Annotated in this window: 22 protein-coding genes; 20 read left to right on the forward strand and 2 right to left on the reverse strand. The window is 62.6% G+C overall.

Translation table 11 applies throughout. The annotated features are described in order from the left end of the window. The first annotated feature begins 1 nt into the window (after position 1). The 14 genes from Q0263_RS01075 (at position 2) to Q0263_RS01140 (ending at position 15,615) form a co-directional block, all read left to right on the forward strand. Entirely contained in the window at positions 2 to 1,117 is a 1,116-nt protein-coding gene (locus tag Q0263_RS01075) for a glycosyltransferase (RefSeq protein WP_298012477.1), read from the forward strand. Beyond that, entirely contained in the window at positions 1,114 to 2,331 is a 1,218-nt protein-coding gene (locus Q0263_RS01080) for a glycosyltransferase family 4 protein (protein WP_298012479.1), read from the forward strand. Before Q0263_RS01075 ends, Q0263_RS01080 begins: the two co-directional genes overlap by 4 nt. Before the next feature lie 98 nt (positions 2,332 to 2,429). After that, positions 2,430 to 3,026: a sugar transferase gene (locus tag Q0263_RS01085; protein ID WP_298012481.1), complete on the forward strand. Its 597-nt coding sequence runs from the start codon at positions 2,430 to 2,432 to the stop codon at positions 3,024 to 3,026. 5 nt (positions 3,027 to 3,031) lie between these two features. Then, entirely contained in the window at positions 3,032 to 3,658 is a 627-nt protein-coding gene (locus Q0263_RS01090) for an acetyltransferase (protein ID WP_298012547.1), read from the forward strand. 12 nt (positions 3,659 to 3,670) lie between these two features. Continuing rightward, positions 3,671 to 4,846: a DegT/DnrJ/EryC1/StrS aminotransferase family protein gene (locus Q0263_RS01095; RefSeq protein ID WP_298012483.1), complete on the forward strand. Its 1,176-nt coding sequence runs from the start codon at positions 3,671 to 3,673 to the stop codon at positions 4,844 to 4,846. 9 nt (positions 4,847 to 4,855) lie between these two features. Beyond that, positions 4,856 to 6,682 carry a nucleoside-diphosphate sugar epimerase/dehydratase gene (locus Q0263_RS01100; protein WP_298012485.1) on the forward strand — a complete coding sequence of 609 codons (1,827 nt, stop codon included), beginning with the start codon at positions 4,856 to 4,858 and terminating at the stop codon, positions 6,680 to 6,682. Positions 6,683 to 6,916: 234 nt separating this feature from the next. After that, positions 6,917 to 8,200, forward strand: a complete 1,284-nt coding sequence (locus Q0263_RS01105) for a hypothetical protein (RefSeq protein WP_298012487.1) — start codon at positions 6,917 to 6,919, stop codon at positions 8,198 to 8,200. After that, positions 8,197 to 9,498, forward strand: coding sequence for an oligosaccharide flippase family protein (locus Q0263_RS01110; protein ID WP_298012489.1), 1,302 nt, complete (start codon positions 8,197 to 8,199; stop codon positions 9,496 to 9,498). The genes Q0263_RS01105 and Q0263_RS01110 overlap by 4 nt, the downstream gene beginning before the upstream one ends. After that, positions 9,495 to 10,589, forward strand: a complete 1,095-nt coding sequence (locus Q0263_RS01115; RefSeq protein WP_298012491.1) for a glycosyltransferase — start codon at positions 9,495 to 9,497, stop codon at positions 10,587 to 10,589. The genes Q0263_RS01110 and Q0263_RS01115 overlap by 4 nt, the downstream gene beginning before the upstream one ends. Beyond that, on the forward strand, positions 10,583 to 11,392 hold the full coding sequence (locus tag Q0263_RS01120; RefSeq protein ID WP_298012493.1) for a glycosyltransferase family 2 protein: 810 nt from the start codon (positions 10,583 to 10,585) through the stop codon (positions 11,390 to 11,392). Before Q0263_RS01115 ends, Q0263_RS01120 begins: the two co-directional genes overlap by 7 nt. Positions 11,393 to 11,394: 2 nt before the next feature. Then, positions 11,395 to 12,519 carry a glycosyltransferase family 4 protein gene (locus tag Q0263_RS01125; protein WP_298012550.1) on the forward strand — a complete coding sequence of 375 codons (1,125 nt, stop codon included), beginning with the start codon at positions 11,395 to 11,397 and terminating at the stop codon, positions 12,517 to 12,519. A gap of 16 nt (positions 12,520 to 12,535) precedes the next feature. Beyond that, positions 12,536 to 13,810: a sugar transferase gene (locus tag Q0263_RS01130; protein ID WP_298012496.1), complete on the forward strand. Its 1,275-nt coding sequence runs from the start codon at positions 12,536 to 12,538 to the stop codon at positions 13,808 to 13,810. Between the two features lie 160 nt (positions 13,811 to 13,970). Further along, positions 13,971 to 15,110 carry an ImmA/IrrE family metallo-endopeptidase gene (locus tag Q0263_RS01135; protein ID WP_298012498.1) on the forward strand — a complete coding sequence of 380 codons (1,140 nt, stop codon included), beginning with the start codon at positions 13,971 to 13,973 and terminating at the stop codon, positions 15,108 to 15,110. Next, on the forward strand, positions 15,094 to 15,615 hold the full coding sequence (locus tag Q0263_RS01140; RefSeq protein ID WP_298012500.1) for a DUF4411 family protein: 522 nt from the start codon (positions 15,094 to 15,096) through the stop codon (positions 15,613 to 15,615). The genes Q0263_RS01135 and Q0263_RS01140 overlap by 17 nt, the downstream gene beginning before the upstream one ends. Before the next feature lie 68 nt (positions 15,616 to 15,683). Here Q0263_RS01140 and Q0263_RS01145 read toward each other — a convergent pair whose 3' ends face one another. Next, complete coding sequence (locus Q0263_RS01145) at positions 15,684 to 15,959, reverse strand: hypothetical protein (RefSeq protein WP_298012502.1); 276 nt, start codon at positions 15,957 to 15,959, stop codon at positions 15,684 to 15,686. 186 nt (positions 15,960 to 16,145) lie between these two features. Between Q0263_RS01145 and Q0263_RS01150 the strand changes: the two genes are divergently transcribed. The 3 genes from Q0263_RS01150 (at position 16,146) to Q0263_RS01160 (ending at position 20,007) form a co-directional block, all read left to right on the forward strand. Beyond that, complete coding sequence (locus Q0263_RS01150) at positions 16,146 to 18,023, forward strand: acyltransferase family protein (protein WP_298012503.1); 1,878 nt, start codon at positions 16,146 to 16,148, stop codon at positions 18,021 to 18,023. Positions 18,024 to 18,220: 197 nt separating this feature from the next. Then, positions 18,221 to 19,048 (forward strand): polysaccharide pyruvyl transferase family protein, encoded by an 828-nt coding sequence (locus tag Q0263_RS01155; RefSeq protein WP_298012505.1) that lies wholly within the window; start codon positions 18,221 to 18,223, stop codon positions 19,046 to 19,048. A gap of 404 nt (positions 19,049 to 19,452) precedes the next feature. After that, positions 19,453 to 20,007, forward strand: a complete 555-nt coding sequence (locus tag Q0263_RS01160) for a cupin domain-containing protein (protein ID WP_298012507.1) — start codon at positions 19,453 to 19,455, stop codon at positions 20,005 to 20,007. Positions 20,008 to 20,029: 22 nt separating this feature from the next. Here Q0263_RS01160 and Q0263_RS01165 read toward each other — a convergent pair whose 3' ends face one another. Continuing rightward, positions 20,030 to 21,013 carry a DUF4105 domain-containing protein gene (locus tag Q0263_RS01165; RefSeq protein WP_298012509.1) on the reverse strand — a complete coding sequence of 328 codons (984 nt, stop codon included), beginning with the start codon at positions 21,011 to 21,013 and terminating at the stop codon, positions 20,030 to 20,032. 159 nt (positions 21,014 to 21,172) lie between these two features. Between Q0263_RS01165 and Q0263_RS01170 the strand changes: the two genes are divergently transcribed. The 3 genes from Q0263_RS01170 to Q0263_RS01180 all read left to right on the forward strand — a co-directional run bounded on the left by Q0263_RS01170 (position 21,173) and on the right by Q0263_RS01180 (position 23,110). After that, complete coding sequence (locus Q0263_RS01170) at positions 21,173 to 21,502, forward strand: YegP family protein (protein ID WP_298012511.1); 330 nt, start codon at positions 21,173 to 21,175, stop codon at positions 21,500 to 21,502. A 151-nt stretch (positions 21,503 to 21,653) separates the two neighbouring features. Beyond that, positions 21,654 to 21,842: a YqaE/Pmp3 family membrane protein gene (locus tag Q0263_RS01175; protein WP_298012513.1), complete on the forward strand. Its 189-nt coding sequence runs from the start codon at positions 21,654 to 21,656 to the stop codon at positions 21,840 to 21,842. Between the two features lie 110 nt (positions 21,843 to 21,952). After that, the gene (locus Q0263_RS01180; RefSeq protein ID WP_298012515.1) at positions 21,953 to 23,110 is read left to right on the forward strand and encodes a hypothetical protein; all 1,158 of its coding nucleotides are present in this window, start codon (positions 21,953 to 21,955) and stop codon (positions 23,108 to 23,110) included.

Genomic DNA, 23,110 nt, shown 5'->3' on the forward strand with positions numbered 1-23,110 from the left:
TATGATTCATATCGCCAATAATTTCGTTAGTAGCAAGGTTCACGCCGAACTGATTCGCCATCTTGCAGAGGAGTTTGGGCGGCAGGATGTCATAGTGCCTGTTCGACGGGCTTCAGATGTCGGTAAAAATGATGTCGATCATGGATCCGTAAATGTAGAGTATAAGTTGTTTTCCAATCGGGTCGTCAGATTCTTTCCGGCCATAAAGATATTTTTCATTCTCTGCAAGATCTTTTCTTTGTTCAAGAAGGCTTGTGCGGCTCAAGGTGAAAATAAGGAAATTTTTGTTGTGGCGCATAATTTCTGGTCCGATGGGATGGTGGCCTTCTTCCTTTCATTCTTTTTCAGATTTCGGTATTTGATGGTCATAAGAAATACCGATATGAATATATTCATACCATCGCTTTTTTATTATCGATGGATGATGCGTATCGCCATCCGAAGGTCGCGTGGGCTGGTCTTCGTGAGTGAAGCTCATAGGCGCCGTTTTGTGGAAAGGTGGCCTGCATTGTTCAAGGCCGCCGGAGATGTATGGGTTATCCCGAATGGGGTTAATGAGTATTGGCATCGCGAGCTTTCTGAGTCGGAAGACCCGAGAGGTATGGTATGCGGTTTTGTGGGGAGGTTTGATAAAAATAAGAATATTGAAAGAATAGTTTTGTCCTGCAAGGCTGCGTATGAGGAGTTTGAGGATTTCAGGCTGTTGATGGCAGGAGGCTCTGAAAGAGAACTTTGCGATCTGTTGCGCGTACAGAAGTTGCCAAAATATGTGGTCGTAAGAGGCGTGATTGGAACCACTGCTGAGCTAAGGGATTTCTATAGGGAATGCCGAGTTTATGTAATGCCGTCCTTGACGGAAACATTCGGTCTGGCATTCATCGAGGCCCTTTCCCAAGGGTGTGCATTGATTTGCAGCAGGTCTGAGGGCATAGATGGGCTATTTGATTATCCGTATGTTCGTTCAGTTGACCCAAGATCGGTTGAGGCTATTCAGGGCGCTGTGATGGATCTGTTGGTGAGAAATCCTAACGGACTGGATCCTGTCTGGGTAAGTCGGGCGATTGAGCCATTTTCATGGCATAGGATCGCCAGAAGGTATCAGGGCTGTTTCGCATGAAAATCATTTATCTTCATCAGTACTTCAATACGCCTGAAATGTCTGGGAGTACGCGCTCCTATGAGATGGCGAAACGTATGGTGCGTCGAGGGCACACGGTGGAGATGATCACCGCGCGTACGGATGGGCTGTCTGGAAGAAATGGCTGGTTCGTGGAAGATGTAGACGGCATTAAGGTCCATTGGTTGAATGTGCGCTACGATAATTCCATGGGAATTGTCCGCCGCCTCATCGCATTCTTGCTATTTTCTTTTCGTGCTTCCATTTATGCATCCAGACTGCAAGGAGATGTGGTACTCGCCTCCAGTACTCCGCTGACAATCTCGATTCCTGGGGTCAGAGTAAGCCGTAAACTGAAAGCACCGCTGGTTCTGGAGGTGCGGGATCTGTGGCCTGAAGTGCCCATTGCTATGGGTGCGTTACGGCTCCCCGGCAGTATTTTCTGCGCACGACGGCTGGAAGCCTGGGCATATCGTTGTGCGAAACGGATCATTGCTCTTTCTCCTGATATGCGAAAAGGGGTGATTGCGACGGGAGTGCCTCAGGATAAGGTGGTTTGCATTCCAAATAGTGCGGACGTGGAACTTTTTCAAGGCGATGGCGCTGCCGGTGGCAGGTTCCGGGCAGAGCAGTCCTGGCTTGGGGACAAGCCATTGGTTTTGTATGCAGGAACCTTTGGCAGGGTCAATGGAGTCGACTTCATGGTTCACATGGCAGCGGCAATGAGGCAACTCAACCCGGATGTGCGTTTTCTCGCTGTGGGGGGCGGTGCGAAGTTTGGTGAAGTAAGAGAGCTTGCATCTGATTTAGGCGTCCTTAACGAGAACTTCTTCATGGAACGCGCAGTGTCCAAGGCGAGGGTGGTGGAGTTGTTCGCTGCGGCTACAGTTTGCTGTTCCTGGGTGGTGGGTCTGGAACCGTTGTGGAAAAATAGTGCAAATAAACTTTTTGATGCGATGGCCGCCGGCAAGCCTGTGGTGATTAATTATCGTGGTTGGCAGAAGGATCTGATCGATCAAGAAGGCATCGGGTTGGTCGTTCCTGTCGACGATGCGGATCTGGCTGCTCGTATGCTTGACAGCTTTCTTTCAGATGAGATCGGCCTGAAAAAAGCAGGTGAGGCGGCGTTTTCCCTGGGGAAGGCTCGATTTTCGCGCGATATGCTGGCTGCTGAAATGATCGAGGTTCTCGAGCGGGCGGCGCAAAGTTCGTGAGTCCTGTGATCTATCTGGTGTTATCGGGGATTACGGAGCGTCGAAAGTCAGGTCTTCTTTTGCTATGAGTATTTTCTTGTTGTGCTCGGAGGGGTGTTTTGAGGAAACGAATTTTTGATTTGTGTTTGTTCGTTCTGATTTTTCCTTTCGTGACCCTTGTTTCCATTGTGCTCAGTGTTTTTGTCCTGATATTCATAGGGCGTCCCGTGATTTTTTCTCAGATCAGGGCTGGATTTAATGGTCGACCATTTGTCATGTACAAGTTCCGTACTATGACGGATGCCAGAGGGGCTGATGGCGGTCTATTGCCTGATAGCGTGCGTTTGACGAAATTCGGATCTTTCATTCGGTCGACCAGTTTGGACGAGTTGCCTGAGTTATGGAATGTCTTGCGAGGCGACATGAGCTTGGTCGGGCCGCGCCCGTTGCTCATGGAGTATCTCCCTCTGTACTCGCCGGAGCAGCGGCGACGCCATCGAGTAAGGCCAGGCATCACTGGATGGGCGCAGGTCAATGGCCGCAATGCTATTAGCTGGGAAGAAAAATTCGCGCTCGATGTCTGGTATGTTGATCATCAGTCTTTCTGGTTGGATTTGAAGATATTGTGGCTGACGGTATGGCGTGTGCTGGCTCGCAGTGGCGTTAGCGAGGCGGGGGAAGCGACCATGTCCAAATTTACGGGGAATAAGCATTGAAGCGATTGGGAATCCTCGGCGCGAGCGGTCATGGAAAAGTGGTGGCTGAAGTAGCCTTGGCCGCTGGCTGGGAGGCCGTGACTTTTTTTGACGATGCGTGGCCTCAGAAATCGACGATTGGCAAGTGGACAGTTGCCGGCGATGGAAACGTTCTGTTCACATCCCTCGGTGATTTGGATGGGGTGATTGTGGCGATTGGACGCAATGAGATACGACTTGCTCTCTTAGATCGGCTACGATCGGCGGGCGCTATCGTGGTTACTGTCGTCCATCCTGCCGCCGTGATATCCGATTCGGCGCACTTGGGAGCTGGCTCTGTTGTCATGCCGGGGGCTATCATTAACGCGGATACGTCGATCGGTGATGGCGCTATTCTAAATACCGGGTGCAGCGTTGATCATGATTGTGTTTTGGGCAATGCGGTCCATGTCAGTCCAGGCGCCCGCTTAGCGGGAGGGGTGATCGTTGGCGACAGGGCATGGATCGGCATCGGCGCTGTCGTCCGTCAGGGCCAGCGTATCGGTCAGGATGTCGTGGTGGGTGCCGGCGCCGCAGTTGTCTCCGATTTGCCCGCGGGTGTCGTTGCTGTGGGCGTGCCTGCCCGGCCTTTATCTACTTGTTCTTCGAAATAATCAGGTTTGACTGTGCTTAATACTCCTTTTCCCTCTTGGCCCGCTTTCACGGCTGAAGAAGCCGATGCTGCGCGCGATGTCGTTTTGTCCAATAAAGTCAACTACTGGACTGGGCAGGAGTGCAGGCGCTTCGAAGAAGAATTCGCCGCGTGGGCGGGAACCAATCATGCCATCGCTCTGGCGAATGGCACGGTGGCGCTGGACCTCGCACTGAAGGGGCTGGGGATCGGCCCAGGGGACGAAGTGGTCGTGACCCCGCGCACGTTCCTTGCGTCGGCGTCCTGTATCGTCAATGCGGGGGCATCTCCCGTATTCGCCGACGTCGATCCGGATTCCCAGAACATCACCGTCGATACGATCCGCGCCGTGATGACCCCGCGTACCCGGGCGGTGATTTGCGTGCACCTGGCAGGCTGGCCTTGCGATATGGACCCCATCATGGATCTGGCGCGCGACCATGGCCTGTATGTGATTGAAGACTGTGCCCAGGCCCACGGCGCCCGGTATAAGGGACGCCCGGTGGGCTCCATCGGCCATGTTGGCGCTTGGTCGTTTTGCCAGGACAAGATCATGACCACCGGGGGCGAAGGCGGCATGGTCACGGTGAACGATACGGCGCTGTGGAAACGGATGTGGGCGTACAAGGACCATGGCAAATCCTGGGACGCCGTGTACGAGCGCGAACACCCCCCTGGCTACCGTTGGCTGCATGAGTCTTTCGGCACCAATTGGCGCATGCTGGAAATTCAGGCCGCCATCGGGCGGATCCAGTTGCGGCGTATGCCGGACTGGCATGCGGCGCGCGTGCGCAACGCCAGTCGCATCTGGGACTGCGCCCGCGTATTACCGGGTCTCCGGGTGCCCGCGGTGCCGGACGGGATCGATCATGCCGCTTATAAATGTTATGTGTTCGTCCGCCCGGAGGCGCTGGCATCCGGATGGTCTCGGGACAGGATTCAGCAGGCCGTCCTGGATCAGGGCGTCCCGGTGTACTCCGGGTCCTGTTCCGAGGTCTACCTGGAGAAGGCGTTCGATGGCACGGATTTCCGACCAGCCCAGCGTCTTCCGGTGGCTCGGGAATTGGGCGACGACAGTCTGATGTTTCTGGTGCATCCGACCCTGCAGGACGAGCATATCGATAAGACCTGCCAAGCATTGGGCGCCGTTATGACGCAGGCCGCGCGTTAAGGGGCTGCTGTGATCAATGTACGTTCGTGTCTGGTTTTTGCCTTCGACCTGCTGGCCGTGCTGGTGGCGTGGGTAGGGGCATATCTGATCCGCTTCAATCTGAATTGGCCCCGGACCGTGCATCAGGACATGGTGTACGGTGTGTTGATATTGCTGGTCGTCCAATTGATCGCCTGCCGTTGGGCGGGGTTGTATCGCGGCATGTGGAGCTTCGCCAGTCTGCCTGATCTGCGCCGCTTGGTTCGCGCTGTGGCCGTGTCCCTCGTGGCGGTCTTGGCGCTGGCTCTGTTCGGCAAGTCCTGGTTGCTGATCCCTCGCTCCGTCGTGGTGTTGTATCCCCTGCTGCTGCTGGTGGTGATGGGGGGCGGGCGTATCGCCTGGCGGTTGTGGCGGGAATCCCGGCTGTCTCCGGTTTCGGATGCGGAGCGCAGGCCGGTGGTGGTCGTGGGAGCGGGCACGGCGGGAGCGATGCTCGTGCGCGAACTGGCCCGAAGCCCGCAATGGCAAGTGGTGGCATTGGTCGATGACGATCGGCACAAACGGGGTCTGGAACTGAGCGGCTGCCGGGTCGAGGGCGCCACGGTAGATTTGCCCGGCGTGTTACGTCGCCATCAGGCCCGCCATGTGGTCCTCGCCATGCCTTCGGCTCCGGCCGAGGCGCTGCAGGCCGTGACCCGCTTGGCGACCAAGGCGGGTGCCACCCTGTTCACCATCCCGGGTCTGGCGGAACTGATGAGCGGTCGGGTGGCCATCAATGTGATGCGTCCAGTCAAGATCGAGGATCTGCTGGGGCGCAAATCCGTACGGATTGATAATGACAACGTGAAGGCCATGTTGCATGGCAAGCGCATTCTGGTGACCGGCGCTGGCGGATCCATCGGCAGCGAGTTGTGCCGACAGTTGTCGCGCTTCCAGCCAGAGAGCATCGTCTTGCTGGAGGCCAGCGAGTTCGCCCTGTACATGATCGAACAGTGGTTCGGCGAACACCAGCCGGACCTGCCCATTGTGCGCCTGGCGGGCGACGTCAAGGACCCCGCGCGCATGGCGCAGGTTTTTGCTCTGCACCGACCCCAGGTGGTATTTCATGCCGCTGCATACAAGCATGTGCCGTTGATGGAAATTGGCAATGCCTGGCAGGCAGTGCGCAACAATATCGCCGGTACGCTGACCGTGGCTCAGGCTGCCCGGGATGCGAACGCGGAACGGTTCGTATTGATTTCCACCGACAAGGCGGTCAACCCCACCAACGTCATGGGGGCGACCAAGCGTGTGGCGGAGATGGTCTGTGAAGTCATGCAGAACGGGCCGGGCACCACGCGGTTCCACATTGTGCGTTTTGGCAATGTTCTGGGTAGCACGGGCAGTGTGATCCCGAAGTTCCAATCGCAGATTGCTCAAGGCGGGCCGGTGACTGTGACGCACCCGGAAATCAACCGCTATTTCATGTCCATTCCCGAGGCGGCCCAACTGGTGCTGCAAGCTGCCGCCATGGGGCAGGGGGGCGAGATCTTCGTCCTGGACATGGGGCAACCGGTTAGAATCGCCGATCTGGCACGTAATATGATTCGCCTGTCAGGCTTTACAGAGTCCGAGATCCAGATCGAGTACACAGGTCTGCGTCCGGGCGAGAAGCTGTATGAGGAATTGCTGGCCGATGCGGAGGAAACTCTGCCGACACCACACGAGAAACTGCGCATCGCCCGGCCGCGCCCCGTACCTGAGGGATTGTACGAGGCGCTGACTGTCTGGTTGGCTCAGCCTCCTCAGGAGGACGCCGTGGTGCGTGCGGGTCTGAAGCGCTGGGTACCGGAATATCAACCTCGGAATCCGGGATGAATGAATCCGTAGCAAATGAATGGCATGACGTCCCTTGTGGAGTAAGAGGACGAGTTTGGTGAGTGATGAGATTGGCCTGAGGGGGCTGCTGGTTTTTGCCGGGTTGCCGTACTTACGAGAAAATTCAGACCTGCATGTATTGTGATGCCGATTCCTGCGTGCGTCGTGTTGCTGAGCATGTTTGCGGTCATTGTGCGCTGGGCGCTATGAAGAACAGCAAGGTCGGGATGGTGCATGGACATGGTGCATTACGTTGGTTGCCAGCGGCGCGTAGCGGCTGATCGTGGGTTAGGGCCCAGCAGGGCGGTTTCCCTGATCCTGCTGCTGTCGGCGCTGCTGATGGCGGCCGGCAGTCTGCGGAACCTGATCAGTCCGGCGGGCTACTGGGGCGCCTGGGGTGTGTGGCTGCTGCTGGCGCTGGCTGTGGCGTGGCCCCGGGGGCCGCTCGACCCGGCATGGCGGCGGCCGCGCTGGGTGATGGGATCGTATGGCGTGCTGTGCCTGGCGATGCTGCTGGCGGCTGCGGTGAATCGGGATGCGGCGACGGCCTATCAGGCGCTGAAGATCGCCGTGATCGCGCTCATGTTTTTGGCCATGTGGGGCCTGGCGCGGCATGCGGACTGGCGGCAGTTGGTCCGGGCGGCGGCAGGGGCCGTGATCGTGATGCTGCTGAGCCTGGCGATCTCCAAATACTGGACCGTTTCGGGCGGGCTGCGGCTCTACATCGGCAATCGGGAAGGTTCGGTGCTGGCTTCCTACGGCGTGCTATGGAAGGCCGGGGCGCTTTTCCTGCCGCTGTTCCTGGCGGACCTAGCGGTCCGGTCGGGCGCCTGGCGGACCAGCGGGCCGCTGGCGGCCGCGTGCCTGTTCATCACGCTGGCGGATGGCAGCCGTACCGGGCAGCTGGTGCTGGTGATGATCGGCGTGGGGTTCCTGGCCTATCTGCTGAGGCGGGGCGGCTGGAGTCTGTTGAACCGCAGCCTACGCTGGCTGTGGCTGATCCCGGTCTTGTTGTTCGTCTTCCTGTTGTTCAACAGCTGGCTGCATGGCGGGCCCGGCGATCCGGCGCGCATCCTGGATGCCGCCTGGACGCGGATGTTCGAGACCCGGCTGGGGGCCGGGGACCCTGCGCGCATGAAGCTGCTGCAGGCCGCGTTCGCGCAGATACCGCAGTGCCAGCCCTTTGGCTGCGGCTTCATGACTACCGGCGCCGACATTCATAACCGGGGGACGCTGATGCCCGTGCACAATGCCTATCTGGCCGCCCTGGGGGATTTCGGGGTGCTGGGGCTGGCCGGCATGCTGGGCTTCCTGGTGGCGGCGATCCTGCCGATCTGGCGGGCCTGGCGCGGGGATGTGGACCTGGAACAGGGGTTCTTCGTCGTGGCGACGGCAGGGTCCGCGCTGGCGTATGGCGTGGCCCTGATGCTGAATACCTTCACCACTGAAATGTCGGAATGGGGCTATCTGATCCTGATGCTGGCATTTGCCTGGGCGCCGCCTAAGACCTCCGCATGACAGGCCGTTCGACCCTGACCCGCGTGGCGCGGAACGCCGGGGCGCTCTACCTGGTGCATATCGTCTCTTTCCTGGTGCCGGTGTTCGAGATCCCCGTGCTGGCGCGCGCCCTGGGGGCCGCGCAGTATGGCCAGATCCTGTTCTGCCAGGCCTTGGCGCTGACGGCGTCGCTCTGGGTCGAATATGGTTTCAACATCAATGCGGCGCAGCAGGCCGCCCTGGCGCACGAACGGCCGTCCGATCTGAACCGCCTCTTTTCCCAGGTGCTGCTGGCCAAGTGCCTGCTGGCGGCGCCCGTCGTGCTGCTGCTGTTGGCCGCCTGGGGGATGGGGCTGCTGGACGCCTATCTGGGCGCGGTGGCGCTGCTGGCGTTCGTGCTGGCCTATTTTCTGGCGTTCGGCTTCAGCCCGATCTGGTATTTCCAGGGGCGCGAGCGCATGGCGGCGCCGGTCCTGCTGGATGTCGTCCTGCGCCTGTGCGGCCTGGCGATCCTGGCCGCGCTGGTGCGGACCCCGGACGATTTCTGGCTGGCGCTGCCGCTGCTAGCGATTCCGCCCATGCTGAACACGATCCTGACCAACATCTGGTGCCGGTATGAAATCGGCGCGCTGCGCTGGGATGCGGCCGGGGCTTGGGGCCAGATCCGCCAGGGCTTTCATTTCTTCGTTTACCGCAGCGCCAGCAGCCTGGCGATGTCGGCCGTTCCGGTTTTCCTGGGGGTGACGTCCGGCAAGCAAGCGGTGGGCGAATTCGCGCCCCCCGAGAAACTGATCAAGGGCATGACCAGCCTGGCCCTGCCGTTTCTGACGGCGGTGTTCCCGGTGTTTGCCCGCCGCCTGCGCGACCGGACGGACGCCGCCACGATGCGGATCCCCATCATCGTGCTGGCGGGCGTGGGCGTGACGGTGCTGGTCGGCGTCGCATTGGCGGCCTGGCTGGGGCCGTGGGTGCTGGATCTGATGCTGGGCCAGGGCTTTCCGGAAGCGCGCCTGGTTTATGATGCGCTGCTGGCGGTGGCCCCTCTGCGCATCATGAGCCAGAGCATCGCCATGATTCTGCTGATTCCCGCGGGTCGGGCGAAGCAGGCCAGCTATGTCATTTCGGCCGGATCGATCCTGGGGGTGCTGCTGGGCTCGTGCCTGTCGGTTTTTTACGGCGGCCTGGGGATGGCGGCCGGCCTGGTGGCGGCCGAGGCGGGCTTGCTGGCCGTGCTGCTGGGGGTGGCTGTGCGGGTGGTCCGGCGGGCCGGCGGATCGGCCCCGGATGCCGGGGTTGAGAGTGCGGAAGATCGGACATGAGAATTTTGCTGGTGGCGACGGGCTTGACCTTGGGCGGGGCGGAGCGCCAGGTGGTGGACCTGGCGAACCGGCTGGCGGGCCGGGGGCATGATGTGGCCATTGCCTATCTGGTGGGCGAAGCGACGCTGCGGCCGGTTGACGGGGTGGCCCTGTACCCCATGGGGTTCCGCAAATCGCCGGTCGGCCTGGTGCGGGGCTGCCTGCGCCTGGGGCGCCTGGTGCGCCGCTGGAAGCCGGACGTGGTGCACAGCCATATGGTCCATGCCAATCTGCTGACGCGCCTGGTGCGCCTGATCAGCCCCATGCCGCGCCTGGTCTGCACGGCCCACAGCACGCGCGAAGGCGGGCGCTGGATATGCCGCGCCTACCGTCTGACGGATGGCCTGGCGGACGTGTCGACCAATGTCAGCCGGGAAGCCGTCGCCGCATTCGAGCGCCAGGGCGCGGCCCCCACGGGGCGCATGCGGGCGGTCCATAATGGCATCGACTTGCGGCGATTTTCGGATGCGCCGGAATTGCGCGCCCGGTCCCGGCAGGAGCTATTCCCCCGGGACGACCGGCGCCTGCTGCTGACGGCGGGGCGGCTGGTCCAGGAGAAGAATCATGCCGGCTTGCTGCGGGTCTTCACCCTGCTGGCCGGGCGGCGCCCGGACGTCGATCTGTGGATCGCCGGCGACGGGCCGCTGCGGGACCGTTTGCAGCGGCAGTGCGCGGAGCTGGGGCTTGGGGACCGGGTGCGGTTTCTGGGGGCTCGCGAAGACGTGCCGGATCTGATGCGGGCTGCCGATGTGTTCGTGCTGCCGTCGCATTATGAGGGCTTCGGCCTGGTGGTGGCCGAGGCCATGGCGTCCGGCGCCCCGGTGGTGGCGACGGACGCGGGCGGGGTGGCCGAGGTCATGGACGGAACCGGATTTCTGGTGCCGGCGGGCGACGAAGATGCTTTGCTGCGGGCGCTGGACAGTGCTTTTTCGCTGGATGAGTCGTCGCGCGCCGCGATGGCGGCGGCTGCCCGGCGGCGTGCGGAGGACCTGGACATCGAACGTACGGTGGACGTATGGCTGCGGATCTACCAGGAGGCGCCGGCATGCTGACGATATTGACTCCGACCTACAACCGCCTGCACACCTTGCCGGCCTTGTATGACAGTCTGCGCGCGCAGGCGTCCCGGGAATTCGAATGGCTGGTGGTGGACGACGGCAGCACGGATGGCACGGCCCAATGGCTGCGGGCCCGCCAGGATGAGGAGGCCGCATTCCCGATCCGCGTGGTGGCGCAGCCCAATGGCGGCAAGCATGCGGCCCTGAATGCCGGGGCGGCGGCCGCGCAGGGGGACTGGATTTTCATCGTCGACAGCGACGACCGCCTGACCGCCGATGCGGTCGAATGCGTGCGGGCAGCGCTGGCCGATGCGGAAGTGTCGGCCGGAGTGGCCGGCGTGTGCTTTCGAAAAGCGCGCCTGGATGGCGGCTTGCTGGGGCGCCCGTGGTCCGGCCCGGTGCCACTGACGGCGCGTCCCAGCTGGGTCGGGCGGCAGGTCCAGGGGGATCTGGCCTACGTGTTCCGCGCCCCGGTCATGAGATCGCTGCCGTTTCCCCTCGTCCCCGGGGAAAAATTCGTGCCGGAACTCTATATCTGGAACCGGATCGCCGACGCGGGGGACATCCGCTACTATCTGGATCGCGCGATCTACCTGTGCGAGTATCTGCCGGATGGGTATACCCGGAACTTCCGGTCGCAGCTGAAATCCAATCCGGGAGGCTTTCTGTTGTTCTATGCCGATCAGGTCTACAGGGAACCGCGCTGGCGGGACCGGTTGAAGGCTCTGGTCCGCAGTCTTCAGTGTCTCGCGTATTGCGCCGCCAAAGCCAGATCCTCGCAGGAAAAGAACGTTTGACGATGACCAGCATTGCGATTGTGGCCCACCATGCCGTGGACATGTTGAATTTCCGCGGCGATCTGATCAAGGCATTGTGCGCCGCCGGCGTGCGGGTGGTGTGCCTGGCGCCGGACTATACGGACAAGGAATCGTCCCAGGTCCGGGACCTGGGCGCGGAACCCGTTTCGTACAGCTTGCAGCGCACCGGCATGAATCCGCTGCGGGATCTGGCGGATGCCCTGGCCCTGGCCCGGCTGCTGCGCCGGCTGCGGCCCGACATCGTCTTTGTGTTTTCGATCAAGCCGGTGATCTATGGATCGATGGCGGCCTGGCTGGCGCGCGTGCCGCGCCGGGTAGCGATGATCGAGGGCGCGGGCTATGCGTTCACGGATACGGGCCAGCCCATCGGCTGGAAGCGGCGCGTGCTGCGCGCGCTGGTCTGCGGCCTGTACCGGGTCGCTTTGTCCCGGGTGCATCGCGTGGTTTTCCTGAACGAGGATGACCGCCGGGATTTCGAATCTCACCGGCTGGCGGACCCGGGTCGCTCCGTGGTGCTGGGCGGCATCGGCGTGGACCTGGACGCCTGGCCCGTCGCGCCGGCCGTCACGGAACCGGTGACGTTCATCCTGGTGGCCCGGCTGCTGCGGGAAAAGGGCATCGTCCAGTTCGCGGACGCCGCTCGGCAGGTGCTGCGACAGCATCCCGGCGCGCGCTTCATCCTGCTGGGCCGGCTGGATACGAATCCGGGCGGCCTGGGACAGGCCGAGGTCGAATCCTGGGTCCGGGAAGGGATTCTGGAATGGCCCGGCCACGTGGCGGTCAGGCCCTGGCTGTCGCAGGCCAGCGTGTTCGTTCTGCCGTCGTTCTATCGGGAAGGCGTGCCCCGGAGCACCCAGGAAGCCATGGCGATGGGGCGGCCCGTCATCACGACGGACTCGACCGGCTGCCGCGACACGGTGGACGAGGGCGTGAACGGCTACCTGGTGCCGGTGCGCGACGTGGACGCCTTGACGCGGGCGATGCTGCGTTTCGTCGATGAACCGGCTAGCATTGCGGAAATGGGCGCCGCCAGCCGCAGAATGGCTGAAGAACGCTTCGACGTGCGCAAAGTGAATCAACGACTGATCAACTGGCTGCTGGGCTGAGATGGAGCGTTCGGACGTGACTGATTATCAGCGTCGGCATTCCCGGTGGTACGAGGTCCTGATCCTGGGGGCCCCGTTCCAGATCGTGGCCGGGCTTTGCTTCGTGCTGCTGGCGCCGGCGCTGGTGTTCTGGGGCGTCGATTTCTGGCAATACCCGGATCTGGTGCAGCGAACGACGCTGATGGCGGCGGGGGCCGCCTTCGTGGTGCTGGTCGTCGTGCTCCGGCGCCTGGCGCGGGTGTCGGGCGGCGCCATCATGGCCCATATCGTGCCGATCGTCACCGGGGTGTTCCTGCTGGCGTTCGCCGTCCTGTTCTTCAGCCGCAGCAGCTATTCCCGCCCGGTTCTGCTGTCGGCGTACTGCCTGAGCATGGCATGGTGCTATGCCGGCTATGCGGTGGGCCGGCGCTATCGCAAGCTGAAATTCGCCGTGCTGCCCATGGATCCGCCCAGCACCCTGGAATCCTCGCAGAATCTGGAGATCCGCCACCTGACCGAGCCGGATCTGCAGGGCGTGCGCTATGACGCGCTGGTGGCGGATCTGCGGGGCGGGCGGATGACGCCGGAATGGGAACGCTTCGTGGCGCAGTGCATCCTGGCGCACATCCCCGTCTTCCATGTCCGCCAGGTCACGGAGGCCCTGACGGGGCGCGTGCGCATCGACCATCTGTCGGAAAACGAGGTGGGCGCCCTGCTGCCGTCGCCGCTGTACACGGTGTGCAAGCGCCTGATCGACATCGCGGGGGTGCTGCTGACGATTCCCCTGACCGTGCCCCTGATGGCGCTCACCGCGCTGGCGATCCGCCTGGACAGCAGCGGCCCGGCCCTGTTCGTGCAGAATCGGGTCGGCCTGGGCAATCGGGATTTCCGGATCTACAAGTTCCGCAGCATGCGGCTGGACGCGGAGGCCGACGGCGCGCGCCTGGCCTGTACGGATGACGAGCGCATCACGCGCGTCGGCCGCGTCATCCGCAAGACCCGCCTGGACGAATTGCCGCAGCTCTGGAACGTGCTGAAGGGCGACATGAGCCTGATCGGCCCCCGTCCCGAGCAGCGCGTCTTCGTCGATCAGTTCGAAGCCGAGATCCCTTTCTACATCTATCGCCACGTCGTGCGCCCGGGCATCACGGGCTGGGCGCAGGTGATGCAGGGCTACACCAGCGATGCGGACGCCACCCGGATCAAGATCCAGCACGATTTCTACTACATCAAGCACTTCTCGCTGTGGCTGGACATCCTGATCGTCTTCAAGACCGTGCGGATCCTGCTGACGGGGTGGGGCGCGCGCTGATTTTCAGAACGCGGGCCTGCAATAACTCAACGGACCTGCGCAGGTTAGGAAGCTTATGCGCTTCCTGATGATGGGCGATGATGATCATATTTACTACATGTAAAGGCCATATGGGACCTGGGAACGGGTAACATGAACATTGTTCTGATGAGCGCCAGCCATGTACAAGCTCCAACTTTCTCCTCCGGTTCTCGACTGGGCCGCAGCCGATGCGGGCCTGAGCCTTGTTGCTATTGCTGAGAAGTTGAGCCGGCATAGCGTAGACGACATCTTGCAGGGCCGCCTGACCGAACCTCAGGCCGAAAAATTTGCTCAGATTGCCAAGATTCCGTTGGGCTATTTGTTCATGCAGGAACCTCCGCGCCCTCGGCAGGCCGGTGTGGCCGACTTCAGAACGGTGGTGGGTCCCGCGCCCTTGAGCAAAGATTTTTTCGACGTGTTCGATGATGTTCAGTACAAGCAGGATTGGTACCGGGACTACTTGGAAAGTGTTGGAGCCACGCCTCTGGAATTTGTCGGAAAATTTTCTGGCAGCGATGCCAGCGTCCAGCAAATAGCGGTTGATGTTCGGCAGGCACTGCACTTGAACGAGGCGGATCGACGGCATTTGCAGTCGCCCAATGATCTGTATGCCTTGCTCGTGGAACGTTGTGAGAACATTGGCATCCTGGTTTTCAAGAATGGCGTGGTGGGCAATAACACGCATCGCCCGCTTTCCGTCGAAGAGTTCCGTGGGTTTGTCTTGTGCGACTCCTTGGCTCCCGTTATTTTCATCAATGGTGCCGATGCTCCGGCGGCATGGGTCTTTACTCTGGTGCATGAATTGGGGCATATCTGGCTGGGTGATTCGGGAATTTCGGATGCCAAGCCAAACACCCATAATGCGCGCGAGGCGCAATGCAATGCCATCGCTGCCGAAGTGCTGGTACCCCAGATCTTATTCAGAGAATTTTGGGCTGCTCAGGATTCCAGGCAGCCTCTGCTCCAGATAATCGCTGCAGGGCGGCTTCATTTTCGTGTCAGCGAATTGGTCATTGCCAGACGTGCCTTGGATTTGAGCTTGGTGTCGCGTCAGCTGTACGACCAGGTCTACGAACAGAGCAAAAGGCATGCACAAGCTAACGGCGGAGGTGACTTTTACCGCACTGTAAATGTCAGGAATAGTAGGAAATTCACGGCACGTGTTTCCTCGCTTGCCATGTCCGGCATGGTTTCCTTTAGAGAGGCCGGCAGACTGTTGAATGTGGCCCCCGCAAGAATAGCAACCCTCTATCAGAAAAATCATGCGCTACCTGCTTGATTCCGATGTCTTGATCGCAGCCAAGAGCGTTCACTACAAGCCAGGATTTTGTGAGGCGTTTTGGCAATGGCTGGATGACAGCCATGCTGCGGATGTGATTTGCAGCATCGACAGGGTCCGTGATGAATTGCTCCAGGGGGATGGCGACGACCATTTGGTCCAGTGGGCGAGGAACAAGGAACCCACCGGCTTCTTCCAGGAAACAAAAGGACTGATGGGGAAGTTCGGAGACGTGTCGAACTGGGCGATGAGCAGGCTGCCACCATATCGGCCTGCCGGGCTGCAGAAATTTCTCAGGGCGAATGCTGCGGACGCTTGGCTGGTAGCCTATGCTGCGAGTTTCAGTAATGAATACACCATCGTGACTAACGAGGTAGGCGCGCCGGAAGGGCGAAGAGACGTCAAACTGCCGGATGCGGCGGCGGCCTTTGGAGTGCCGACCATACGGCTGTTTGATCTGCTGGATCTCGCGGCATATGGCACGTTCAATCTTAGGCATCCGTAAAGATGCATGACCCCTTGAGCGTGGTAACGATTCCAGCGACACAGAGACGTTACCTTGCTAGCAGCTTTTCAGAACGCGCCTTCCAGCACCCGGGCGCTGGCCCGAATGGCGCGGACGATCTCCGGGGCCGCTGCCGCAAGATTCCGGTGGGCGCATAGCACGGATTCTATGGCGCCCAGGATATGCCGGATCTGCTCCGACGGCTGATCGATATCCAGCTTTGACGCAAAATGGAGCAGGCCCAGGCGAGCGGAAAAGAAGCTCTTCTGGCCGGCCAGCCGCAGCGCCAGGGAATCATTGGGCAGATAGGCGGTGGTGTTGACGATGTCGTAGGCGGGCGCCAACCTGGCGTCACGAGCCGTGGGGTCCGAGCTCCGTCAGAGCGCCGCTATGCCCTTGAGGGGCGCCTACTGTGACTGTGATGAGTGATTCCGCACAATGTCTCCAGGTGTAAAGAGCCCCCGAAATTCCGGCTTGGATCGTCTACCCTAAAAGGAAGCTTACGATTTCGCCTGAGTGGCGCCGATTTGATGTCCCAAACACTCAAATACCGCCCGGAGGTCGATGGACTGCGCGCGGTCGCGGTCCTGGCTGTCATGCTGTTCCATGCGAAGATTCCCGGGTTCCCGGGAGGATTCGTCGGGGTGGATGTCTTTTTCGTGATCAGCGGCTATCTGATCACGGGAATCCTGCTGCGGGAGCTGGATTCGGACTCGTTCTCCATCGTCGCTTTCTACGAGCGGCGCGTCCGCCGGATTCTGCCGGCGCTGTTCCTGGTCCTGCTGGCGTGCATCCCCCTGGGCTGGTTCCTCATGTCCCCCTACGACTTCCAGCGCCTGGGCCAGGGCATGATGGCGGTGATCGCCTTCGTGTCGAACATCCTGTTCTGGAGAACGACGGACTACTTCGCGGATACGGCGGACAACCCCTTGCTCCATACCTGGAGCCTGGGGGTGGAGGAGCAGTTCTACATCTTTTTCCCGCTGTTCCTCTGGTGCGTCTGGCGCTACGCGCGCGGCTGGCTGGCGTGGGCCATGGTGCTGGCGGCGGCGGTGTCCCTGGCGATCAGCGCGTGGTGGGTGCAGTCCGGGTGGGTGGTCCCGGCCTTCTACCTGATTCCCACGCGGGCATTCGAGCTGCTGCTGGGGGCCTTGCTGGCGGGCGCCGCGCTCCGGGGGCGGCTGCCGGATCCGGGGGAGAAAATCTCCGGCGCCCTGGCCTGGGCGGGCCTGGGAGCCATCGTGTGGGCCGTGGCGATGTTCAGCAAGGACACGCCGTTTCCCGGCTGGCATGCCCTGGCGCCCGCCGCGGGGGCGGCGCTGGTCCTGGCCTTCGTGCGGGCGGACAGCGTGCTGGGGCGGCTGCTGTCGTGGCGCGCGATGGTGGGGGTCGGCCTGATCTCCTATAGCGCCTACCTGTGGCATCAGCCGGTCTTCGCTTTCTCTCACCTCGCCGGCTGGAAGCCCGGCCTGGCGGCCAGCCTGGGTCTGATCGCGGCGAGCCTCCTGCTGGCGTGGCTGAGCTGGCGCTATGTGGAGCATCCGTTCCGCAATCGGGCGCGCATGTCCCGCCGGGCCGTGTTCGGATGGGCGGGGGTGGTGTCGGCGGGCCTGCTGGGCTGCGGGGCCTGGCTGGTGGCGACCGGCGGGGTTGCCAGCCGGTATACGGCCGAGGAGCTGCAGTGGTGGCGGTACGCGGACGTCGATCTGCAATCGGACTATGTCACCCGGCGCTTCCAGGCGCATGCGGGCGCGTTCACCCCGGATGCGAAGCGGAAGGTGCTGCTCATGGGGGACAGCTACGCCCAGGATTTCGCCAATATGGCGCACGAGGCCGGCGCCTGGCATGACGCGCAGGTCCGGACGGTCTATGTGCCGGCGATCTGCCAGATGGTGGATGTGGAGGAAGACGTCAGCGAGCATATCGCGCCGATCGACAGGCCGGTCTGCGCCGACGCGCCCAGCGTCCGCTCGTCGATGTCCCTGATCGGGCAGGCGGACATCGTGGTGCTGGCGGCGAGCTGGAAAGAGTGGTCCGCCCGGCTGCTGCCGCGGACGATCTCCCATATGGGCCTGCGCGCGGATCAGCGCCTGTTCGTGATCGGCCCGAAGCATTACCCCCCTGTGGACATCCGCAAGCTGCTGGCCCGGGGGGATATCGGCCGCGCGGCCCGGCGGGTCCGGGTCCCCGAGGGGGTGTCCAAGGTCAATCGCCTGCTCGCGATGAGCCTGCCGCCGGATGTGTTCGTCGATCAGATCCATATCGTGTGCGGTCCGGACGAGCAGTGCCCGGCGGTGACGGGCCGGGACAAGCTGATTTCCTATGACGGCGGGCATTTGACCCGGGCGGGGGCCGCGTACATCGGGAAGAAGCTCTTTGCGGAATCGGCGCTGGCCGATGTGCGCTAGGATGCCGGATGCATCCGGAGCCCGGCCGTCGCTTTTGCCATGCGCGCCGCTCGTGCGCTTCGTGGCGGCTGCGGGGCGAATCCGTGGCGGCCGAATGGTAAAATCCTGTTGCAGTTGTTGAATCTGCGGGGTTTGCCGGAACGCGTGTCCCCGATAGAAAAATATCCGGCCCGGATCGCCCGGGCCCAGGAGGGGAAGTGAAGGTCGGTCTGTTCTGCTATTCGAATTCGACGAACGTGGGGGATTTCATCCAGACCCTGGCCGTCGCCCAGCATCTGGACCAGGAATACCATCTGGTGGATCGGGACTTCATGAACCGGTACGACGGCGAGCCGATGGCGGTCGTCATGAACGGATGGTTCACGGACGAGCCTGGCAACTGGCCGCCTTCGCCGGCTATCATCCCGATCTTCCTCGGTTTCCATATCTCCAGGGAATCCGTCTCGGTCGTCCGCGACCACAAGGACTATTTCGCGCGCCATGCCCCCATCGGCTGCCGGGATCACATGACGGCGGCCGTCATGAAAGAATGCGGCATCGACGCCTACGTCAGCGGATGCGCCACCATGACCTTCCCCAGGCGGCCGGCCGATGCGGCAGCCGACCGGGTCGTGCTGGTGGACGAGCCCCTGCAGCATTTCCTGCGTTCGGAGCGCAAGGACTTCGCCTTCGTCTCGCACGAACTGGAGCCCTATATGTCGCAGACGCTGCGATTCCAGGCGGCCAGGGAGCTTCTGGATTTCTATCGGGAAAACGCGGGCCTGATCATCACCCGCCGCATCCATTGCGCCATGCCCTGCGCGGCGATGGGCATCCCGGTCGTGTTTTCCGGCCTCAAGGACGGTAGAACCCGGATCGTCGACATCCTGGGCCTGCACTGCCAGCAGGCAAAGCGCTACCCCCGCAGCCGCCTCGCGGATTTCCCCAGGAAAACGATCGAGTTCGAGGACAAGAAGCGCCAGATCACCGAAGACCTGCACGCCCGCCTGAAGGCCGTGGGCGTCAAGGTGAAGGTCCCGGCGTAGCGGACCGCGGGGGGCGCCATGGCAAGGCCTGGGAGTGGTTTCGGCGGGCGTGCCGCGTACCTGTGCATGCTGCTGACTGTGGCCGTGGCTGCGATCATGGCGGCTTTCAGCGGGCCAGCCTGGGCTGCCAACCAGCCCTGCAGCGGCCGCAAGGGCGGGATCTCGCATTGCCAGGGTGAAACCTTTGTCTGCAACGACGGTTCCGTCAGCGCCAGCAAGCGCTCGTGCAGCGCTTCGTCCGCGGGCCGGGGTTTCGCCCCCGCTCCCGCCAGGCGGTCAGCCACGCCATCGGCGGGGGAGTCGCCCTGCTCGTGCCGCGCCGGCACGTATTGCACAGGTCCCCGGGGCGGCCGTTACTGCTATTCGGACAGCGGCAGGAAAAGCTACCTGAGGAAGTGACGACCATGTCCATCAATCGCCAATCTTTCCAGTCCCTGATCACCGCGCTGGACCTGCGACCGCACCCGGAAGGCGGCCATTACCGCGAAGTCTTCCGCTCTGGGCTGCGGGTGTCGTTCCAAGGGACGCAGCGCAGTGCCGGGACGTCAATCTATTACCTGCTGGCGCAGGGCGCGCATTCGGCCTGGCATCGCATCGATGCCGATGAGATCTGGTGTTTCCACGCGGGCGGCCTGCTTGATCTGCACGTGCTGCTGACCGATGGCGGCTTGCGGACGCATCGCCTGGGCGATGCCCTGGCCCACCCCGGCGCTGTGTACCAGGCGGCGGTTCCCGCAGGCAGCTGGTTCGCGGCGGAGCTGGCGGATCCGGACGATTTCGTGTTGGCGGGCTGCCTGGTGGCGCCCGGCTTCGAGTTTTCCGGTTTCCGATTGGCCGACGAGGCGGATATGGCGGATGCCGTCGGGCGTCACGGCGCCTGGATCCGCCGGCTGCTGGCGAAGCCTGACGGTAGCCGCGAAGCGGCGGAGGACCGGCCGGGCGGTCTGTATCCCGGGTGACTGACGGAATGGCTGGCACCCGCTATTCCGGCTGCCGAATCCGCCGCGAGAAATCCTCCACCGGCCCGGCCCGCGCCGCGCGCTGCGTGACATCCGCCTGCGCGCGCAAGACGCTCAGCGGCTGGCTGGTGTCCAGGCCGTGATGCCGGTACAGGTATTCCGGCAGGTACCCCGATAGGATCAGGCGGATGTCCATGGGCAGGCCGGGCACGATGGGCCGGACCATGTCGTAGACCAGGGTTGTGCAGTTGGCCGTCAGGGTGTTGTAGAACTGCGGGGCGTCGGCCAGGCGGTTGGCGCTGTCCACGTAGGCCAGGAACAGCCGGCGCATCGCGGCCTGGGGCATGCGCACGGGATACAGGAAGAGTCGTTCTTCGCGCGGGCCGGCGCGCACGTAGAGAATGTCGCGCTCTTCCGCGGCGACGATGCTGCGTTCGAACTGCTTGAAGAATCCGCCGACGGCGGAAAAGGATTCCTTGCGTTCCTTGCGGATTTCCACGGAAAACGCCAGGTGTCGCCCGTCGCTGAAGCCGAAGGACACCAGGGTGTGCGCGATGGCCGGCCCCATCCAGTAGGACAGGGCCATGTCCACGGACTGCAGGGTATCCAGATCGTAGGATGCATCCTGCCAGCGGACGGTGTAGTCGGTTTCGCCGCGCCAGTCGAAGTTGCGGACGTTGCGCAGCGTGACCACGGAACCCTGGACGCGGCCCGTCAGGCTGCGGGCCACGTCGTCGGCCCAGTCCCGGTGATTCGAGGGCGCCAGGCTGATCCACCAGGCGGCCAGGATCATGGCCGCCGCGCCCAGCGCCCATCGGGCCGGCACGGCGTAGCGGTGCTGGATCCACAGGGAAGCCAGCCCCGCGCACACGCTGGCCGCCCACAATCCCATCCAGACCAGCCGCAGCCAGTGCCCGCCGGGCGCCTGGATCCAGAGCGCGGTCAGCCCCCAGGCCAGGGCCAGCAGCAGGACGAGGGACAAGAGGCTGTGAGTCAGAATGTGCATGAAGATGGCGCGGATCCCGGGCGGACCTTGTGGATGAGCTTGCCGCCCTAGTGTATCTGTATCGGGGTTTGCCGGGCTTGGCCCGCTTTCGCGGTATAGTTTCCAGGCCGTACCCCCTGGCGGGCGTATTCCGCGTCCGCACGACTTGGAGTCAAAGCCATGAGCGGTGAATACATTCTGAAGTCCAGCGGTGACAAGTTCCTGTTCAATCTCAGGTCCGGAAACCACCAGGTCATTCTGGCCAGCCAGCGATATGCCAGCAAGGCGTCGGCGCAGGGGGGAATCGAGTCCGTCCGGAAGAACTCCCCCAGCGATGCGCGCTACGGGCGGTTGACGGCGAAGGACGGTTCGCATTATTTCACCCTGACCGCGACCAACGGCGAAGTCATCGGCACCAGCGAGATGTATCCCACTACGGCTGCCCGGGACAAAGGCATCGAATCGGTCAAGGCGAACGGCCCGGCGGCGCCCGTGCAGGACCAGACCTGAGCCTGGCTTTCCGCCGGGCGGCGACCGGCTCACGGGCCAGGGACCATCGCGAATCCGATTCCCCCGGCCCGGGAACCAGCGTTGCATCCGGCGCTGGCGCCGCGCCGCGTGAATTAAACTGACCCTTTCAATCACCGTCGGATGACGCCCCATGCGCCTGCTCATCGCCCTGCTTCTGCCCTGGCTGGCTTTCTTCACCATCGGCCGCCCCCTGGCGGGGATCGTCTGCCTGATCCTGCAGATCACCCTGATCGGCTGGATCCCGGCGGCCATCTGGGCCGTGTATGCGCTCAGCCAGTACAACACCGACAAGAAGATCGAAAAGGCGCTGGGCCGCTGAGACTCCGCTGCGAAATCAGGCGCCTCTGTCTCTTCCAGCCAACAGCCGCGCGCGCTTTCCGGCAGTAGAATCATCCACTGGATTTTTCCCTCTCAGGTGGGATCATGCCGATGTCTGCTTCAACCGCCCCGGTCGCGTCAGCGGCGGCGGCTGTTCCCGCCACTGCGCCGGATTCCGGCGCCCTGATCGCCGGCGTTCGCGTCGGCGGGGCCTGGTCCGAAGACCTGCAGGCGCGCTGCCGGCGCTGGCTGTCGGATCATGGCCTGGGCGATCTGATCGAGCAGGACGCCGGCGTCGATGCGTGGGGACCTTGGCAGCGGTTCCGCTTGTCGTGGCCGCAGGCCGCGGATCTGGACACCGCTGGGTTGGCGCAGTCGCTGCGCCTGTCCCCCGACGACAGCGACCGCGACCTGGACGCCGAGATCCTGGCGGCGCTGCTGCTGTCCCCCGTCCCTTTCGATTTTCCCAGCCTGGACGAATGGCAGTCCGCCGTGCGGCTGCGGCGCTTCATCGTGCAGGCCGGACGGCGCACTGTGCTGGCCTTCGATACCGAACAGGCCGAACGCCCGGACTGCTGGCGCTGGTCCGAGGAGACCGGCTTCATCCTGCTGCCGGGACATGAACTGATCCCGTCGCTGGAACAGACGCTGTGGCCGGACGTGTCCGGTCGCTTGTATTCCTTTTCCTGCTACCGGGCGACCGAATACGTGCTGCTCCTGGCGATGGCGCGGGAACTGCAGGTCAGCAATCCGGCGGCGCTGGCCGCGCTGCAGGCCCAGTGGCAGCGCAAGGCCATCCAGTCAGGCCCGTTTCACGACGCCTTCCTGCATGAATACGGGTCGCTGCAGGCGCCGCTGCCGCCCCGGTATTACGTGCCGGGCGACCGCCTGTGGTTTCGTAACCCGCACGAGCCTTCCGCCAATGTCGAGGGCTACGAAGGATCCTGGGTGTTCTACCTGGGGCAGGGGCATTTCACCAATTTCTGGAAGCCCGACCAGCCCTATACCCTGACGTATAAGTGCGTGGAAATCCATCACTGGCGGCATGGATTGCGCCAGGATGCGGCCGCCAAGGCCTGGATGGACGAGTCCATCGTCGAAGCCCGCGTGGCCGAGACGCTGGCCGACCCCTTGGCGACGAACCGGATACTCGATCGCATGATGCGTCTGCGTGACCCGGCCGGCGTCTACGACCAGGGCGGCTGCATCGACGCGTCCCGCGAGGCTGTGCGCTGCGTGCGGCCCGGGACGTTCGATCTGGGCTTCTGA

The sequence above is a fragment of the uncultured Castellaniella sp. genome (assembly GCF_937988725.1).
Taxonomy (GTDB): domain Bacteria; phylum Pseudomonadota; class Gammaproteobacteria; order Burkholderiales; family Burkholderiaceae_B; genus Castellaniella.

Bases quoted from the DNA above. Each gene is read 5' to 3' on its own strand.
- Q0263_RS01075 (WP_298012477.1), top strand. From the start codon at position 2: ATGATTCATATCGCCAATAATTTCGTTAGTAGCAAGGTTCACGCCGAA.
- Q0263_RS01080 (WP_298012479.1), top strand. From the start codon at position 1,114: ATGAAAATCATTTATCTTCATCAGTACTTCAATACGCCTGAAATGTCT.
- Q0263_RS01105 (WP_298012487.1), top strand. From the start codon at position 6,917: ATGGACATGGTGCATTACGTTGGTTGCCAGCGGCGCGTAGCGGCTGAT.
- Q0263_RS01110 (WP_298012489.1), top strand. From the start codon at position 8,197: ATGACAGGCCGTTCGACCCTGACCCGCGTGGCGCGGAACGCCGGGGCG.
- Q0263_RS01115 (WP_298012491.1), top strand. From the start codon at position 9,495: ATGAGAATTTTGCTGGTGGCGACGGGCTTGACCTTGGGCGGGGCGGAG.
- Q0263_RS01120 (WP_298012493.1), top strand. From the start codon at position 10,583: ATGCTGACGATATTGACTCCGACCTACAACCGCCTGCACACCTTGCCG.
- Q0263_RS01125 (WP_298012550.1), top strand. From the start codon at position 11,395: ATGACCAGCATTGCGATTGTGGCCCACCATGCCGTGGACATGTTGAAT.
- Q0263_RS01135 (WP_298012498.1), top strand. From the start codon at position 13,971: ATGTACAAGCTCCAACTTTCTCCTCCGGTTCTCGACTGGGCCGCAGCC.
- Q0263_RS01140 (WP_298012500.1), top strand. From the start codon at position 15,094: ATGCGCTACCTGCTTGATTCCGATGTCTTGATCGCAGCCAAGAGCGTT.
- Q0263_RS01150 (WP_298012503.1), top strand. From the start codon at position 16,146: ATGTCCCAAACACTCAAATACCGCCCGGAGGTCGATGGACTGCGCGCG.
- Q0263_RS01160 (WP_298012507.1), top strand. From the start codon at position 19,453: ATGTCCATCAATCGCCAATCTTTCCAGTCCCTGATCACCGCGCTGGAC.
- Q0263_RS01165 (WP_298012509.1), bottom strand. From the start codon at position 21,013: ATGCACATTCTGACTCACAGCCTCTTGTCCCTCGTCCTGCTGCTGGCC.
- Q0263_RS01170 (WP_298012511.1), top strand. From the start codon at position 21,173: ATGAGCGGTGAATACATTCTGAAGTCCAGCGGTGACAAGTTCCTGTTC.
- Q0263_RS01175 (WP_298012513.1), top strand. From the start codon at position 21,654: ATGCGCCTGCTCATCGCCCTGCTTCTGCCCTGGCTGGCTTTCTTCACC.
- Q0263_RS01180 (WP_298012515.1), top strand. From the start codon at position 21,953: ATGTCTGCTTCAACCGCCCCGGTCGCGTCAGCGGCGGCGGCTGTTCCC.